This window comes from Phaeovulum molybdatiresistens (assembly GCF_023544865.1).
Classification (GTDB): domain Bacteria; phylum Pseudomonadota; class Alphaproteobacteria; order Rhodobacterales; family Rhodobacteraceae; genus Pontitalea.
The window spans coordinates 99,115-116,187 of the sequence record NZ_JAMJFX010000009.1 but is presented as its reverse complement, the minus strand read 5'-3'; the positions used below and the strand labels follow the sequence as shown (position 1 = coordinate 116,187).

The 17,073-nt window shown below is 67.7% G+C and carries 15 protein-coding genes; 9 read left to right on the top strand and 6 right to left on the bottom strand.

Annotated features, from left to right (window positions below; genetic code table 11):
- Nucleotides 1-13: 13 nt before the first annotated feature.
- The 6 genes from glyS to glmM all read left to right on the top strand — a co-directional run bounded on the left by glyS (nt 14) and on the right by glmM (nt 9,316).
- Nucleotides 14-2,257: a glycine--tRNA ligase subunit beta gene (gene glyS, locus MXB90_RS08705; protein ID WP_250043679.1), complete on the top strand. Its 2,244-nt coding sequence runs from the start codon at nt 14-16 to the stop codon at nt 2,255-2,257.
- Between the two features lie 213 nt (nt 2,258-2,470).
- Entirely contained in the window at nt 2,471-5,014 is a 2,544-nt protein-coding gene (locus MXB90_RS08700; RefSeq protein ID WP_250043677.1) for a putative PEP-binding protein, read from the top strand.
- Nucleotides 5,015-5,232: 218 nt separating this feature from the next.
- Nucleotides 5,233-5,910, top strand: coding sequence for a cell wall hydrolase (locus tag MXB90_RS08695; protein WP_250043675.1), 678 nt, complete (start codon nt 5,233-5,235; stop codon nt 5,908-5,910).
- 87 nt (nt 5,911-5,997) lie between these two features.
- Nucleotides 5,998-6,939, top strand: coding sequence for a dihydroneopterin aldolase (locus tag MXB90_RS08690; RefSeq protein WP_250043672.1), 942 nt, complete (start codon nt 5,998-6,000; stop codon nt 6,937-6,939).
- 17 nt (nt 6,940-6,956) lie between these two features.
- Entirely contained in the window at nt 6,957-7,976 is a 1,020-nt protein-coding gene (folP, locus tag MXB90_RS08685; protein WP_250043671.1) for a dihydropteroate synthase, read from the top strand.
- Nucleotides 7,973-9,316 (top strand): phosphoglucosamine mutase, encoded by a 1,344-nt coding sequence (glmM, locus tag MXB90_RS08680; RefSeq protein ID WP_250043665.1) that lies wholly within the window; start codon nt 7,973-7,975, stop codon nt 9,314-9,316. The genes folP and glmM overlap by 4 nt, the downstream gene beginning before the upstream one ends.
- A gap of 127 nt (nt 9,317-9,443) precedes the next feature.
- Here the strand turns inward: glmM and ilvC are convergent, their stop codons facing one another.
- A complete protein-coding gene (gene ilvC, locus MXB90_RS08675; RefSeq protein WP_250043663.1) occupies nt 9,444-10,466 on the bottom strand; it encodes a ketol-acid reductoisomerase in 1,023 nt (340 codons plus the stop codon).
- A gap of 126 nt (nt 10,467-10,592) precedes the next feature.
- Between ilvC and MXB90_RS08670 the strand changes: the two genes are divergently transcribed.
- Complete coding sequence (locus tag MXB90_RS08670) at nt 10,593-11,051, top strand: Lrp/AsnC family transcriptional regulator (RefSeq protein ID WP_250043661.1); 459 nt, start codon at nt 10,593-10,595, stop codon at nt 11,049-11,051.
- Nucleotides 11,048-11,506, top strand: a complete 459-nt coding sequence (locus tag MXB90_RS08665) for an Lrp/AsnC family transcriptional regulator (protein ID WP_250043658.1) — start codon at nt 11,048-11,050, stop codon at nt 11,504-11,506. The genes MXB90_RS08670 and MXB90_RS08665 overlap by 4 nt, the downstream gene beginning before the upstream one ends.
- 7 nt (nt 11,507-11,513) lie before the next feature.
- Here the strand turns inward: MXB90_RS08665 and MXB90_RS08660 are convergent, their stop codons facing one another.
- The 4 genes from MXB90_RS08660 to MXB90_RS08645 form a co-directional block, all read right to left on the bottom strand.
- Complete coding sequence (locus tag MXB90_RS08660) at nt 11,514-11,852, bottom strand: hypothetical protein (protein WP_250043656.1); 339 nt, start codon at nt 11,850-11,852, stop codon at nt 11,514-11,516.
- A 102-nt stretch (nt 11,853-11,954) separates the two neighbouring features.
- Nucleotides 11,955-13,166, bottom strand: a complete 1,212-nt coding sequence (locus MXB90_RS08655; protein WP_250043655.1) for a UbiH/UbiF family hydroxylase — start codon at nt 13,164-13,166, stop codon at nt 11,955-11,957.
- A gap of 67 nt (nt 13,167-13,233) precedes the next feature.
- Nucleotides 13,234-13,458 (bottom strand): hypothetical protein, encoded by a 225-nt coding sequence (locus MXB90_RS08650; protein ID WP_250043653.1) that lies wholly within the window; start codon nt 13,456-13,458, stop codon nt 13,234-13,236.
- A gap of 107 nt (nt 13,459-13,565) precedes the next feature.
- A complete protein-coding gene (locus tag MXB90_RS08645; RefSeq protein WP_250043651.1) occupies nt 13,566-14,213 on the bottom strand; it encodes a pyrimidine 5'-nucleotidase in 648 nt (215 codons plus the stop codon).
- 150 nt (nt 14,214-14,363) lie between these two features.
- Between MXB90_RS08645 and MXB90_RS08640 the strand changes: the two genes are divergently transcribed.
- On the top strand, nt 14,364-15,029 hold the full coding sequence (locus MXB90_RS08640; RefSeq protein ID WP_250043649.1) for a GntR family transcriptional regulator: 666 nt from the start codon (nt 14,364-14,366) through the stop codon (nt 15,027-15,029).
- A gap of 12 nt (nt 15,030-15,041) precedes the next feature.
- Here the strand turns inward: MXB90_RS08640 and MXB90_RS08635 are convergent, their stop codons facing one another.
- Nucleotides 15,042-17,039, bottom strand: a complete 1,998-nt coding sequence (locus MXB90_RS08635; protein WP_250043647.1) for a glycosyltransferase — start codon at nt 17,037-17,039, stop codon at nt 15,042-15,044.
- Between the last annotated feature and the right edge of the window lie 34 nt (nt 17,040-17,073).

The following is a 17,073-nucleotide window of genomic DNA, read 5'->3' as shown; positions in this document are numbered from 1 at the left end:
TTGGGGAAGTGACATGGCCGACCTTCTGATCGAACTCTTCTCCGAGGAAATCCCGGCCCGGATGCAGGCCCGCGCGCGCGAGGATCTGAAGAAACTGGTGACCGACGGGCTGGTGAATGCCGGGCTGCATTATGCCTCCGCCGGGGCCTTTTCCACGCCGCGCCGCCTGACCCTGACGATTGAGGGGCTGTCCGCCGAAAGCCCCACCCTGCGCGAAGAACGCAAGGGCCCCGCCACCACCGCGCCCGAGGCCGCGGTGCAGGGCTTTTTGCGCTCAACCGGCCTGACGCTGGATCAGCTGGAGGTGCGCGACGACAAGAAGGGCCAGGTCTATTTCGCCGTCATCGAAAAGCCCGGCCGCAAGGCGCCCGAAATCGTGGCGGAGGTGCTGGAAACCACGATCCGCAACTTCCCCTGGCCGAAATCCATGCGCTGGGGCGCGGGGGCGTTGCGCTGGGTCCGCCCGCTGCATTCGATCCTGTGCCTCCTGTCGGATGAGGCCGGCGCGCAGGTCGTGCCGCTGAACGTCGACGGGATTGCGGCCGGAAACACCACCGAAGGCCATCGCTTCATGGCGCCGGGCCGCTTTGCCGTCACCTCGTTTGACGACTACCGCGCGAAACTGCGCGCGGCCAAGGTTCTGTTGGACAGCGCCGAACGCGAAGCCCACATCTTGCACGATGCGCAGACCCAGGCCTTCGCGCGCGGCCTTGAACTGGTCGAAGACCCCGGCCTTCTGGCCGAGGTGGCGGGCCTTGTCGAATGGCCCGTGGTGCTGATGGGCGACATCGCCCCCGATTTCCTGGGCCTGCCGCCCGAGGTGCTGCAGACCTCGATGAAGGAACACCAGAAGTTCTTTTCCGTCCGCAACCCGAAAACCGGGCGGATCGAGGGCTTTGTCACCGTCGCCAACCGCGACACCGCCGACCACGGCGCCACGATCCTGGCGGGCAACCTCAAGGTGCTGTCGGCGCGTCTGTCGGATGCGCGCTTCTTCTGGGAAAACGACCTGCGCATGGTCAAGACCGAAGGGCTCGAGGGCATGGGCGCGGGCCTGGCCAACGTCACCTTCCACAACAAGCTGGGCAGCCAGGCCGACCGCATCGCCCGCATCGCCGCGCTGGCACGTGAAATAGCCCCGATGGTCGGCGCCTCGCCCGATCTGGCCGCCGAGGCCGCCCGCGTGGTCAAGGCCGACCTGCGGTCCGCGATGGTCGGCGAATTCCCCGAACTGCAGGGCGTGATGGGCGGCTATTACGCCCGCGCCGCCGGCCTGCCGGACGCCGTGGCAAATGCCTGCAAGGCGCATTATTCGCCCCTGGGGCCAAGCGATGAGGTTCCGACCGAACCCGTGTCCGTCGCCGTGGCGCTGGCCGACAAGATCGACACGCTGACCGGCTTCTGGGCGATCGACGAAAAGCCCACGGGGTCCAAAGACCCCTTCGCGCTCCGCCGCGCCGCGCTGGGGGTGATCCGGCTGGTGCTGGGGAATGGGGCGCGCGTCCAACCAACAGTGATCTACTTCAAAAGCATTGCAAACGAACTCGTGCGTCAGAAGATCAATCAAGATCCGACTGTCCAACTCGGACTGATGGAATTCCCAAAAGTTGATGACTCGGCGGTGTTAGCTGCGGTGCATGGCCTCAAGGCGGCGGCTTTTGACGATGCTTTAGGAAGACTCCAGTCAAAAGATGTCGTGCGGTCATTGGTGGATGCCACCGTAGACAAAACAAATGACCTCCTCGCCTTCTTCCACGACCGCCTCAAGGTCCACCTCAAGGACGCCGGCATCCGCCATGACGTGATCGACGCTTGCCTGGCCATGCCGGGCAATGATGACCTCACACTGCTGGTCAAGCGGGCCGAGGCGCTGGCCGCTTTCCTCAAGACCGAAGACGGGCCGAACCTGATCCAGGGCTTCAAGCGCGCCAACAACATCCTGACCCAGGCCGAGGTGAAGGATGGCGTTGAATACAGCTTTGGCGCCGATGTGAAATTCGCCGAAACCGATGAGGAACGCGCGCTGTTCGCCGCCCTCGACACCGCCGAGGCGGCGATTGCCCCGGCGATGGGGGCCGAGGATTTCGCCGCTGCGATGGCCGCGATGGCCGCCCTGCGCGCGCCGATCGATGCCTTCTTCACGGCGGTGCAGGTCAACAGCGACAATCCGATCGTGCGCCGCAACCGGCTGAACCTGCTGTCGCGCATCCGCCAGATCTGCCTGTCCGTGGCCGATCTGACCCGGATCGAGGGCTGACCCCGGGCGCCGCGCCGGCCCCGACCGGGGCAGGTATTTGAAGCAAGGTGAAACGGGCTTTCATCTTGCCCAAAATACCTCCGCCGGAGGCTTCCGCAGAACCCACGCGCGCAGGTGGCGGGGCAGGGCGGTCCGGCGGAACGTGGCGCAAATCGCGCCTTGCCAAGACCCGCTTTCGGCCTATGCTGCGCAAGGGGCCCGGGGATTGCTGCAATGCAGAGACATGCTGATGTCACGGAATTTGTCGAACTGACGCCGGCGGCGGAGGTCAGCACCGCGCGGCATGGCTGGCGGGCGAAATGCCTGCAGCGGCTGATCCGGCTGGACCTGCCCGTGCCGCGCACCGTCGCGCTGCCGGTGGAAACCGTCCGCGCCATCGCCGCGGGCCAGATGCCCGATACCCAGGCGATTGCCGCGGTCTTTGGCCCGGGGCTGCTGGTGTCGGTCCGGTCCAGCCCCGAGAACCCGGAATGGGGGGGGCCGGGCACGGTTCTGAACGTCGGCATGAACGATGCGATGCATGCCCGGCTGACCCAGACCCACGGCGCCGAGGCGGCCGATGCGCTTTATCTGCGGTTCGTGCAAAGCTATGCCACCCATGTTGCGCGGCTTGACCCCGATATGTTCACCGCCCGTCCGGGGCCGCATGCGCTGGCGGCGGCGCTGGCCGCCTATCAGGCCGAGACGGACGAGGCCTTTCCCCAATCGCCCGCCCGCCAGCTGGCCGAGGTGCTGCGTTCCATGGCCCGCGCCTGGGAGGGCACGACCGCGCGGCTGTTGCGTCAGGCCAAGGGCGCCCCGTCCGAGGCGACGCTGGGCCTGCTGGTGCAGGACATGGCGCTGGCCATCGGGCCGGGCCTGTCGGGCTCGGGCACGATGCAATTCGTCGACAGCGTGACCGGCAGCCCCCAGATCATCGGGCGCTTTCGCGGCCAAAGCCAGGGCCGCAATGCCGCGGTGGCGACGCTGTATCTGACGCGCGATGCGCGCGGTATCTCGCTCGAGGAAACCGCGCCCGAGGTCTTTGCCGAGCTGACCCGCTACGGTGCGGCCTGCCGGGTCAAGCTGCGCGAGGAAATGCAGCTGGAATTCGCGGTGTCCGATGGGCGGGTCTCGGTGATCGACGCGGTGCGGGTGCAGCGTTCTTCACGTGCGGCGGTCAAGATCGCTGTGGCGCTGGCCAGCGATGGGGTCATCACCCGCGAAGAGGCGCTGTTGCGGGTGGAACCGCGCGCGCTGTCGGAACTGTTGCATTATCAGGTCGATCCGCGCGCCCCGCGCGACCGGTTCGCGCGCGGCATCGCCGCCAGCCCCGGCGCCGCGACGGGGCGGATCGTCTTTACCTCGGCCGCGGCCCAGGCCAGTGCGGCGCGGGATGAACCTTGCATCCTGGTGCGGCGCGAAACCGCGCCCGAGGACATTCGCGGCATGCATGCCGCCGTGGCCGTGCTGACCGAACGCGGCGGCATGACCAGCCATGCCGCGGTGATCGCGCGCGGGCTGGGCCTGCCCTGCATCGTGGGCTGTTCCGAAATCCAGCTGAACCCGCGCGAACGCACCCTGCGCGGCCCCGACGGGCGCATCTTCCGCGAGGGGGAGGTGATCACCGTCGACGGCACCAACGGCGAGGTGCTGGCAGGCCAGGCCGCGATGCTGGAACCCGCGCTGGACGAGGGGTTCCGCACGCTGCTGCGCTGGGCCGACAATGTGCGCGACATCGGTATTCGCGCCAATGCCGACACCCCTGATGACGCGCGCACCGCCCGCATGTTCGAGGCCGAGGGCATCGGCCTGTGCCGCACCGAACACATGTTCTTTGACGAAGACCGTCTGACGGTGATGCGCGAGATGATCTTTGCCGACACCGCCAATGACCGTCGCATCGCGCTGGAACGTCTGCTGCCGATGCAGCGCGACGATTTCACCGCGCTGTTCGACATCATGGCGGGCCTGCCGGTCACCATCCGGCTGTTCGACCCGCCGCTGCATGAATTCCTGCCCCATGATCGCGAAGGCATGCGTGAACTGGCCGAGGCGCTGGACCGGCCCCTGTCCGACGTGACCCGCCGGGTCGAGGCGCTGTCGGAATTCAACCCGATGCTGGGGATGCGCGGCGTGCGGCTGGGCATCACCGTGCCCGAAATCTATGAAATGCAGGCGCAGGCCATCTTTGAGGCGACGGTCGAGGCCAGCCGCCGTGGCGCGCCCGTGGTGCCGGAAATCATGATCCCGCTGGTATCGGCCCAGCGTGAGGTGGAACTCGTCAAGACCCGGATTGACGCGGTCGCGGCCGCCGTGCGCACACAAACCAAGACCGATTTCACCTATCGTCTGGGCGTGATGGTGGAAACGCCCCGCGCGGCCCTGCGGGCGGGGCAGATCGCGGAACATGCGGCCTTCCTGTCGTTTGGCACCAATGACCTGACGCAGATGACCTATGGCCTGTCGCGCGACGATGCGGGGCGGTTCATGGGGTCTTACGTCAAGCAGAAGGTCTATCTGGAGGATCCCTTCCACATTCTCGACGTGGAAGGGGTGGGCGAACTGCTGCTGATCGGTGCGCAGCGCGGGCGCGCGGCGCGGCCGGATGTGACGATTTCGGTTTGCGGCGAACATGGCGGCAACCCCGAATCAATCGCCTTTTGCCGGGCGGCGGGATTCGACTATGTGTCCTGTTCGCCGTTTCGCGTTCCGGTTGCACGGTTGGCGGCGGCACACTTTGCCCTGCTGGCCCCGAAACCCGCCCGCGACGCGTAAGATTTTCTGCGGATTCCTCTGGCGTTAACAGTGTCTTGAGAGTATCCGATCCACAGGCACAGCACACTGATTCGCGGTGCCCGCTTCGGCAGATTTTCGCCGCTTTAACGGCGGAAATGGGCTGTTTGCTTCCCTTGGGTGGACTCTGTGGGTCGCTTCGGTTAATCGGCTGCGGTCGCGGCTGATGCCGGGGCGCTTGTCCTTATCGGGAAGTAAACATGTCAGTGCTGAAAAGCTGGACGGGGGGCGCGATCGTCCTCCTGGCCTTGGCCGGAGGCTTGCGTGCCGAAGTCACGGTAAGCCAGTCCAATGATCCCACTGCAAGCGTGGATCAGGGGCTGGTCGCGCTTCTGGGCCAGGAACGCTCGGCCTTTGAATCCGTCGCACCCAACCGGATCGCGGCCATTTCCAACGCGCCGAAACCTGTGAAATCGAAGAACGCCCCCGCCGAAGTCACGGCGGAATGGCTGGCCAGCCAGCCCGCGCCGACGGGTGGGCCGGAACTGACCTGCCTGGCCGAGGCCCTGTATCATGAGGCGCGCGGCGAATCGCTGGCCGGTCAGGTCGCGGTCGCCGAGGTGATCCTGAACCGTGTCGATGATGCGGCCTTCCCCGGGTCCGTCTGTGGCGTGGTCAAGCAGGGCAATGCGCGCGGCTGCCAGTTTTCCTATGTCTGCGATGGCAAGCCGGACCGGGTGCGCGAACCCGGCGCCTATGACCGTGTGGCCAAGATCGCCAAGGCGATGCTGGATGGCGCGCCGCGCGGCCTGACCGACGGGGCGACCTATTTCCACACGCCTGCGGTGCGGCCCACCTGGTCCAAGCGCTTTACCCGGACCACGCGGATCGGCAGCCACATCTTCTATCGCCCGCCGCTGCGCACCGCGCAACGCTAAGGCCCGGGCAGGGCGCGGCGATGCCGTTTCGGGGTGGGCCTTGGCCCGCCCTTTGCCTATGATCCGCCGACTGAAAGCGGAAGCCCCATGACCAGCGACATCACCCTTGCCTTCGCCCATCCCGAGGAACGCGCCGAGGCGTCAGCCGGGGCCGACCCACGCGACCGGATCAGCCTGCGCGATCATGTGGTCGAGGCCGATATCGGCGCGTTTCAACAGGAACGCGGCCACAGCCAGCGGCTGCGCTTCAACGTGGTGGCCGAGGTGCGCCCCCACCCCGCGCCGCTGGAAGATGATGTGGACCGCATCCTGTCCTACGACCGCATCACCGAGGCGATTGCGGCGGAACTGGCGGCGGAACGGCTGAACCTGCTGGAAACGCTGGCCGAACGGGTGGCCGAACGGGTGCTGGCCGAACCGCAGGTGATGCGGGTGTTCGTGCGCATCGAAAAGCTGGATCGCGGGCCCGGCGCGCTGGGGGTGGAAATCGTGCGGTCGCGCGCGGGCGTGCCGGTGCAGGCGCTGGCCGCCGATGGCAGCGCGCAGGCGTTGCATCCGCTGGTGGTTTACCTGTCCAATGCCGCGATCGCGGCGCCGGACCTGCCGGCGCGGCTGGATGCGTTGCAGGCGGCGGGGCTGCCGGTGATCCTGACGGTGGGGCTGCCCGACAGCCCGGCGCCGCAGACCGGCCACCGCCCGACCCAGCGCCGGATTGACCTGCTGGCGATCGAACAGAACGCCTGGGTTCTGGCCGCGCGCGACCCGCGCTGTGTGGTGGTGGCAACGCGGACGGAAATCGACTGGGCGATGAAGCACGGTCAGATGATCGTCTGGGCGCCGTCCAAGATCGTGCTGGATGCGGTCGATGGGCCGAAGGCGCCCGCCCATAATGCGGTGGCGCTGGCGCTGTGGCTGGCCGAGACGCTGGCGGCGACGCGGCTGGAACTTCACGGCGATGTTTCAGCCCCGGCAGGAAGCCGCGTGCCGCTGCGGCCGGTGCCGCTGGACGGCTTGCCAAGCCGCGCCTGATCGGGTGAAAGCGGGGCATGAGCAGGCTGTATTACCGACCGATCGCGATGACCGATGCCGCGCGCCCCGCCGGGGCGTTGCCGCTTGCGGGGGGCTGGTGCTGGTTCGACCGGGTCGAGGTGCTGGCCCGTGACGGCGCGCGTGGCATCATCGCCGCCGCCGACCTGCCCGCCGATGTCGCCCAACGCCTGAGCGGGCCGCGCGCGGCCCTGGCGGGACTGGATTTTACCGTGCCCCGGATCATGGGGATTTTGAACGTGACCCCTGACAGCTTTTCCGACGGCGGACGCTTTGACCGCCCCGGGGCGGCGCTGGCGCAGGCGCGCGCGCTGCTGGCGGCGGGGGCGGATATTCTGGATATCGGCGGGGAATCGACGCGCCCGGGGGCCGCGACCGTGCCGGTGGCCGATGAAATCGCCCGCACCGCCCCGGTGATCGCCGCGCTGCGCGAGGCGGGCCACCGGGCGCCGGTGTCGATCGACACGCGCAAGGCCGATGTGGCGCGCGCGGCGCTGGCGGCGGGGGCCGATCTGGTCAATGACGTGGCCGCGATGGGCTATGACCCGTTGATGGCGGGCCTTCTGGCCGAAACCGGCGCGCCGGTCTGCCTGATGCATACCCAGGGCACGCCCGAGGTGATGCAGAACGATCCGCACTATGACGATGTGTTGCTGGACGTCTATGACCATCTGGCGGATCGCATCGCGGTGGCCGAGGCGGCGGGCATTGACCGCGCGCGGATCGTGGTCGACCCCGGTATCGGCTTTGGCAAGACGGTGCAGCACAATCTGGCGCTGGTCCGGGGGTTGTCGCTGTTTCATGGGCTGGGCTGTGTGGTGCTGCTGGGGCTGTCGCGCAAGCGCTTCATCGGCACCATCGGCGGGGCCGAGGCCGCCGATGCGCGCCTGCCGGGCACGCTGGCGCTGACGCAGATCGGGCTGGCGCAGGGGGTGCAGATCCACCGCGTGCATGATGTGGCCGAGATCGCGCAGGGCCTGGCCCTTTGGCGCGCTGTCATCGAAGGATATGGGGCATGAGCAGAAAGCTTTTCGGAACCGACGGGGTGCGCGGGCGCGCCAACAGCTGGCCGATGACCGCCGAGATGGCCCTGCGCCTTGGTGCGGCGGCGGGGCGCTATTTCCGGCGCGACGGGCGCAACGGGCACCGCGTGGTGATCGGCAAGGATACGCGGCTGTCGGGCTACATGCTGGAAAACGCGCTGACGGCGGGGCTGACCTCGACGGGGATGAACGTGCTGCTGCTGGGCCCGGTGCCGACGCCGGCGGTGGGGTTTCTGACGCGGTCGATGCGGGCGGATATCGGCATCATGATCTCGGCCAGCCATAACCCGGCCGAGGATAATGGCATCAAGTTCTTCGGCCCCGACGGGTTCAAGCTGTCGGATGAGGCCGAGGCCGAGATCGAGGCGATTGTCGCCGCCGAAATCACCCCCGCCCAGCCGCAGAACATTGGCCGTGCCAAGCGGATCGACGACGGGCGGGGCCGCTATGTCGAATATACCAAGACCACCTTCCCGGGGCGGGGGCAGCTGTCGGGGCTGAAGGTCGTGGTCGATTGCGCCAATGGCGCGGCCTATCGCGCCGCCCCCGAGGTGCTGTGGGAACTGGGCGCCGAGGTGATCCCCCTGGGGGTCGCGCCCAATGGCTTCAACATCAACGACAACTGCGGATCAACCCATACCGATACGGCGGCGGCGGCGGTGGTGGCGCATGGCGCGGATCTGGGCATCAGCCTGGATGGCGATGCCGACCGGGTGATGATCATCGACGAAACCGGCCGGGTGGCGGATGGCGATCAGATCATGGCGCTGTTTGCCGCCCGCTGGGCCGCCGAGGGGCGGCTGCGCGGCGGGGCGCTAGTGGCAACGGTGATGTCGAACCTGGGGCTTGAACGGTTCCTGCAGGCGCGGGGCTTGCGGCTGGAACGCACGGCGGTCGGCGACCGCTATGTGGTGGAACGGATGCGCGCGGGGGGCTTCAACCTGGGCGGCGAGCAATCGGGCCATATCGTGATGACCGATTACGCCACCACCGGCGACGGGCTGATCGCGGGGCTGCAATTCCTGGCGGCGATGGTGGAAACCGGGGCAAAGGCGTCCGAGCTGGTGGCCCAGTTCGATACGGTGCCGCAGATGCTGAAAAACGTGCGCTATGCGGCGGGGCGCGAGCCCTTGGCCGATGACCGCGTGCGCAAGGTGATTGCCGCGGCCGAGGCACGGCTGGCCGGGCAGGGGCGCGTGCTGATCCGCAAATCGGGGACCGAACCCCTGATCCGCGTCATGGCCGAGGCCGAGGATGCCGCGCTGCTGGCGCGCACCGTCGATGAGATTGTCGAGGCCGTCGCGACCGTGGCCTGAGGGGGGGGGCGCGTGGCCGCCGCCGGGGGTTTTCCACCCCCGGACCCCCGGAAGGTATTTCGGGCAAGATGAAAGCCGAAAGGAAAAGGGCGCCCGGCGGGGCGCCCTTCGGTTGTCTGAGGCGCGATCAGTTGCGCGCCTTGTCGACCATCTTGCCCTTCGAGATCCAGGGCATCATGGCGCGCAGCTTTTCACCGACCTGTTCGATCTGGTGTTCGTCATTGATGCGGCGGGTGGCCTTGAAGAAGGGCTGACCCACGGCGTTTTCCTGCATGAAGTCGCGCACGAACTTGCCGGTCTGGATGTCGGTGAGGACTTCCTTCATGCGGCGCTTGGTTTCCTCATAGGGGAGGATGCGCGGGCCGCTGACATATTCGCCATATTCGGCGGTGTTCGAGATCGAGTAGTTCATGTTCGCGATGCCGCCTTCGTAGATCAGGTCCACGATCAGCTTCACCTCGTGCAGGCATTCGAAATAGGCCATTTCCGGCTCGTAGCCGGCCTCGACCAGGGTTTCAAAGCCCATGCGGATCAGCTCGACCAGACCGCCGCAAAGCACGGCCTGTTCGCCGAACAGGTCGGTTTCGCATTCCTGGCGGAAGTTGGTTTCAATGATGCCCGAACGCCCGCCGCCGATGGCCGAGCAGTAGGACAGGCCGATTTCCATCGCCTTGCCGGTCGCGTCCTGATGCACGGCCACCAGGCAGGGCACGCCGCCGCCCTTGGTGTATTCGCCGCGCACGGTGTGGCCGGGGCCCTTGGGGGCCATCATGATGACGTCGACGCCGGGCTTGGGCTCGATCAGGCCGAAATGCACGTTCAGGCCGTGGGCGAACGCGATCGCCGAGCCTTCGCGCAGGTTGTCGTGGACGTATTTCTTGTAGGTTTCGGCCTGCAGTTCGTCGGGCATGGTGAACATGATCACGTCACACCAGGCGGCGGCTTCGGCGATGCCCATGACCTTCAGGCCTTCGGCTTCGGCTTTCTTGGCCGAGGGGCTGCCTTCGCGCAGCGCGACCACGAGGTTCTTGGCCCCCGAATCGCGCAGGTTCAGCGCATGGGCGTGGCCCTGGCTGCCGTAGCCCAGGATGGCCACTTTCTTGTCCTTGATCAGGTTCACATCGCAATCGCGATCGTAATAAACGCGCATCGGCGGTTCTCCGGTTGTTGATGGGGGCAGGATAGCGGAATATCCGGGAATGGCTGTGCAAAGTTTGCTTTTTGGACGTTTCTGGGATAATAACTATTCGTCAGATTGGTTTTTGGTGAAATAGTCATGCAGATTGATGATACGGACCGGCGCATCCTGCGTCAGCTGCTGGCCGAGCCGGATCTGCCGACGGCCGAACTGGCCCTGCGCGCGGGCGTGACGGCGGCGACCTGCTGGCGACGGTTGGAGCGGCTGCGCGTGGGCGGCGTTCTGCGCGGCGAGGAGGCGGTGATCGACTGGCGCGCGCTGGGCTGGGAGGTCGAGGTGTCGTTGCGGTTCACACTGGACAAGACCAACCCCCGCGCCTTTGACGAGTTTCTGGAGGCTGCGCGCAAGGTGCCCGAGGTGCTGGAGATTCAGACCTTTCTGGGCCAGACCGATGTGCGCCTGAACGTCATCGCGCGCGATATGGCGCATTATCAGGATATCTATCGCGCCCGCATCCTGACGCTGCCGCATATCGCCGATACGGATGCCTTGATGCTGATTTCCACGATCAAGAACAGCGCGGAGCTGCCGCTGTGATTGCGCTGGATGATCTGGACCGGGCGATCCTGCGCGCGCTGGTGCAGGATGCGGGGCAAAGCGCGGGGGCGGTGGGGCGTCGGCTGGGGCTGTCGCAGCCGGCGGCCTGGCGGCGCATCCGGCGTTTGCAAGAGGCGGGTGTGCTGCGCGGGCGGCGGGTGGTGATCGATCCGGCGGCGCTGGGCTTTGGCGTGACGGTGTTTCTGGGGATCAAGCTGGCGACCAAGGGCCGCGTCAGCCTTGAGGATTTTGAGCGCGCGGCCACCGCCATCCCCGAGGTTCAGGTGGTGCAGCACGTTCTGGGCCTGTTCGATTATCGTTTGCGCGTCACCGCCCGCGACATTGCCGATTTCGAACGCGTGCTGCGCCGCCGGATCATGACGTTGCCCGGGGTAGGCCAGGTTGAGGCGAATGTGCTGTTGTCCGAAGAACGCCGCCCCGGCCCGCTGGGTTGATGCGGGGTCACTGCAGCAGCAATTCCCGGAACAGGCTGCGCGTTCGCAGGCCGCGGGTGTCAACGGCGGGCAGGGCGGTGTCAGCCCGGTCCAGCGCGACGGTGCGCAGCGTCCGGGTGACCTTTTCGCGCTGATAGGCCGGGTTGTTGCGGATTTCGGCGGGCAACAGCCGCGGATCAAAGATGGTGCTGCGCTGGGTGACCAGTTCGACCTTCATCCGCCGCCCGACCTTGGGCAGATCGGGCTGGGTCAGGTAGGCCGCGCGCAATTCCGCCTCGCGCCGCTTCAGCCGCGCAATTTCGGCCCGGATGTCGGCCAGTTCGTCGGCAAGGGGTTTAAGGTGCATGGCGCGGCTCCTGTTGCATCGGCGGTCAGGGTCAAAGTGCCGCATCGCCCTTAACAAATGGCTAAGCCGGGTAAGGAATTCGCATCGAATTGCCCGGAAACCTCAGCGCATGCCAAGACCGGCGCGCATCATGCCCCGGCGCACGGGTGCCAGCGCGTAAAGCGCCCCCAGAACCCCGGCCCGCAGATCGCGCAGCGGCCGCGCCTGCACCATCGAGGCGCGGTTCAGCAGGTCGATACCCGTCACCCGCGCCTTCACCTCGGGCCAGCGGCGGCGGTTGTAGGCGGCCAGCATCGCGGGCGATCCAAGGCCCGCGGGGTCGTGCGCGGCCAGATCCAGCAAGCAGGCCAGATCGGCCAGCGACATGTTCAGCCCCTGCGCACCGATGGGCGGGATCACATGCGCCGCCTCGGCGATCAGGGCGCTGCGCTGGCCGTGAAAGCGGCTGGCGATCTGGCTCATCATCGGCCAGACCGACCGGTGTGTCACCAGTTTCAGCGGTCCCAGCAGGCCGGTCGATCGTTCGAACATCGCCGCTTCGAACGCCTCGACGGGCAGGGCGGCCAGACGTTCGGCCTCGGGCCCGCGTTCCATCCACACCACCGAGGACGACGGCACCCCGTCCCGGTCGGGCAGGGGCACGAAGGTGAAGGGCCCGCCCGAACGGTGGATCTCGGTCGAGATATTGTCATGCGGGATCGGGTGGGTCACGGCGAAGGCCAGCGCCTTCTGGCCGTAGCGCGTCGTATGCACCGGAATTCCCAGCGCCTGACGCACCGGCGAATGGCGGCCATCGGCGGCGATCAGAAGCCGCGCGGTGATGTGGCTGCCGTCCGACAACGTCACCTCGGCCCCGGTGTCGCGGGTCAGAACGCCCGCGGTCGCCAGCCCGGGGCGAAAGCTGACCTGGGGCAATTCGGCCAGCCGCGCCACCATTTCGCGCCGCAACAGCCAGTTGGGCAGGTTCCAGCCAAAGGGGTCATCGGACAGCTCATCGGCGTTGAAATCGCGGGTCAGCCGGGCCTCGGGGCGTTCGCCGCCTGCATCGATGATGCGCATGACGCGCAGCGGTGCCGCATGGGGCGCCAGGCGCGCCCACAGGCCCGCAGCCTCCAGCACCGCGCGTGAGGGTTGCAGAAAGGCGGTGGTGCGCAGATCGGCACCCGCCGCGGTTTCCTCGGTCACAGGGGGGGCGGGATCGACGCAGATCACGCGAAACCCGGCCGCGCCAAAGGCGGCGGCGGCGGTCAGCCCCGCCACCCCGCCGCCCGAAATCACGATGTCGGTCTGTTCGCGCGTGGCTTGTCCGGTCATGGCACCCTCCGTTTGGCGCATAATCTAGCGTCTTGCGGCCAAGGTGCAATGCGTGGCGGCGGGCGCGTCAGCTTCCTGCGGTCATCACCACCAGAAAGCCCAGGATTGCCCAGGCCCCGATCACGGCCGAGATCGTCAGCCCCGCCAGCCCGAAGGCCAGGGTGGCGATCGCGGTGGCGATGACCACGGCGATCAGGAAAAAGGCGATCGAGATCGTGGCATTGCGTTCGCGCGCGCGGTCGTGGGTGGGGTGCGCGCCGCCCTGGGCGGCGGTTTCGAGGGTGGTGGTCATTGTGCGGTTCCTTGCGGTTGGTCCTGTTCGCGAACTGGCGATCTAGGGTGCCGGGGCGTGCAAGGGAACCGGATGAATTGTCGCACTGCGGCAGGGTGTCGCAGGGGTCAGGGTCGCAGGCGGGCCAGGAAAGCGGCAAGATCGGGGGTGTGGTGTTCGATATGCGGCGCGGGCCGGGGGGCGGGGGCCACATGCACGGTGCGCATCCCCATCGCATGGGGCGCGGCCAGATTGCGGGGGTCATCTTCAAACATCGCGGCGCGGTCGGGGGTGATCCCGGCGCGGGCAAAGACGGTTTCAAAGGCCGCGCGGTCGGGCTTGGGCCGAAAGCCCGCGTGTTCCACCCCATAGACCCCGTCGAACAGCCCCGACAGACCGCGCGCCGCCAGCACCCGTTCGGCATAGGGCGCCGAGCCGTTGGTATAGACGATCTTGCGCCCGGGCAGCGCGGCAATGCCCGCGCGCAGCGCCGGATCGGGGGCCAGATGGTCCAGCGTGATGTCATGCACCTGATGCAGATAGGGGCCGGGATCGACGCCATGTTCCTGCATCAACCCCGCCAGCGTTGTGCCATAGCTGTGCCAGTAATGCTGGCGCAGGCGGTCGGCCTCGGGGCGGTCGACGCCAAGGGCCTGCATCACAAAGGCGGTCATGCGGATTTCGATCTGATCGAACAGCCGCGCCTCGGGCGGGTAAAGCGTGTTGTCCAGGTCAAAGACCCAGTCGGTGACATGTGAAAAGCGCGCGGCAGGCATGGCGCCACCCTAGCGGCGGATCGGTGTGGGTGCAATCGGGGGCGGGCGCAATCGGGGCGGTTTGCGCGCCCGCCCGTCGCGCCAAGCCCTTGTCAGGACAGCCGTTCCCCGCTTAGGGTCTGGGCCCCGGCCCTGATCGAAGGCAAGACGATGCAGAAAGACGCCTATACCCTGATTCTCGAAGCGATCGACAATGGCGTCTACCGCCCTGGCGACCGGCTTGTGGAATCGGAACTGGCCGAGCGGTTCGGCGTGTCGCGCACCCCCGTGCGCGAGGCCCTGCAGCGCCTTGAGACACAATCGATGCTGGCGCGCGACGGGCGCAGCCTGATCGTGGCCTCGCTTGATCACAACCAGCTGGCCGAGCTTTACGTGGTGCGGGCTGAACTGGAGGCGCTGGCCGCAAGGCTGGCGGCGAAACATGCCACGCCCGAAGAGGTCAAGGTTCTCAACGACATGGTCGCCGAGGACCGCACCTATATGTCCGACCCCGAGGCGCTAAGCCGCGCCAACCGCCGCTTTCACCATCAGCTGCACCTGGCCTCGCACAACCGCTATCTGGTGCAGCAGCTGGACCTTGTGCATCGGTCGATGGCGCTTCTGGCGACGACCTCGCTTGCGGCCGAGGGGCGCGGGGAAACCGCGCTGGCCGAACATCAGGCGATTGTCGATGCGATCGCGGCGGGCGATGGCGCGGGGGCGCAGGCGGCGCTGCGGGCGCATATTTCAAAGGCGTTCGAAACCCGGCTGAAGCTGGATGCCGGGGGGGTGAAGTCCCCGCGCGATGCGGGCCGTGACGCCGCGGCGCGGGCCTGACCGGGCCCGGTGCTAGTCGATCAGCGGCGCACGTGCGATGCGGGCGGCGGCTGGCGGCGGGGCGGCGGCGGCGGCAATCGCGGGCACCAGCGCGCTGGCCGTGGCCACGGGATGGGGCGTTGCGTCAAAGACGCCGTGGCAGGTCTTGTCCCAGTAGAAGGGCGCCACCACCACCTCATAGATCGCCTTCCACCCGGCCAGCGCGCCCAGCGGGAAATAGAAATGCAGCGTCGGCACCCAGGCGATCAGATGCCGGTGCGCGCGCCCCCGCACCGCCCACAGGCCCACGGTGATGTTCACCGCCTCGGCGGCAATGAAACACAGGCTGAGCGCGATCAGCTGGCCCTGGCTCAGCACCGCCTGCAGCGGGTGCCACAGGCCCAGCGGAATGGCCCAGAAGCTCCACAGAATCGGCGACAGCAGGTATTGCGACAGCCCGCCCAGAAACTGCACCTGAAAGCCGAAGAAGCGCCAGGCCCCCAGATCGCGCCACAGCCGCACCGGGTCGCGCATATGCACCCCCCAGGTCATTGCATAGCCTTTCAACCAGCGCGACCGCTGCTTGACCCAGGGCAACGCGCGGCAGTTCGCCTCTTCGCCGGTGACGGTGGGGATCAGTTCGGTGCGATAGCCGTGGCGCACCAGGCGGATGCCCAGATCGGCATCCTCGGTGACGTTATGCGCATCCCAGCCGCCAAGCGCCTCTAGTGCGTCGCGGCGGAAGAACAGCGTCGTGCCCCCCAGCGGCACCACCAGACCCAGCCGCGCCAGCCCCGGCAGCATCGCGCGGAACCAGGCCGCATATTCGATGGTGAAACACCGCGCCAGCCAGTTGGTGCGGGGGTTGTAGTAATCCAGAATACCTTGCAGGCAGGCCACCTCGGGGCCGGTTTCGGCAAAGCGGCGCGCGACGATGTGCAGCTGGTCGGGATCGGGCGCATCCTCGGCATCATAGACGCCGATGATGCTGCCCCGGCAATAGTTCAGCGCATAGTTCAGCGCGCGGGGCTTGGTCTTGATCGGCCCGCGCGGCACCGACACGACACGCATCCAGCGCGGCAGATCGGCCTGCGCCAGCGCCTCGCGGGTGGTGGCGTCGTCTTCCTCGACCACCAGCAGGATATCCAGCAGCTCGCGCGGGTAGGTCAGCGCCCCCAGCCGCTTGACCAGCCGCGCGGCAATGTCGCGTTCATGAAACAGCGGCACCATGACCGAGATGATCGGCAGCCGCCCCATCGGCGCAGGTGGCGCGGGGGGCGTGCGTCGCGCGCGGGCCTGGCCGCGAACCTCGGCCGCGAAGGCCAGCGCCTTCAGCCCGGTCCCCAGCACCAGCAGCAGCACCGCCCAGGCAAAGACCAGCGTGAAGACCGCGACGGGGGCGGCAAACAGCCCCAGCGTCACCGCCGCCATCGCCCCCAGCGCCAGCCGCGAGGCCCGCGCCGCATCGCGGGTGCGGCAGCTTTCCTGCGGCGCCACGCGGGTTTCGGCGCGCCGGATCATCGCGGTCTGGCGCTGGGCGATCAGGCTGGCATGCACGTCGCGTTCCGGCGCCAGCACCATCGCATAGGGGGCGAAGGCGGGGGGCAGGGCGGCGCGCAGGGCGGCAAAATCCTCGGGGCGGGCGGTGGCGATGACGGTGGTGGCGCCGATCCGCCGCCACGGCACCATGGCATGGCGCAGGCAGGTTTCTGCACCGATGCCGTCGATCAGCCGCGGATCGGGGCGTTCGGCCAGCAGATCGACGACCGCTGCCCCCCATTGCCGCGCCAGCGCCGCCATCAGATCGGTCTCGGACACCCAGCCATGCGCCAGCAGGATGTCGCCCAGCCGCACCTCTTGCCGGTTGCGCAGCGCCAGCGCCTTGAGAAGGTTGCCCGGCGTGATCGCGCCCATGTCCAGCAGGATCTGGCCCAGCGGTACACGCCCGGTTGCCGGGCGGGCGGCGGGTTCGGGCTCTGGCGGCTGCGCCTTCGGGAAGGGCAGGATGCGGGCAAGCGCTGCGGCGGACATAATAACCCTTCGGATAGTCAGTCATCCGAAAGTT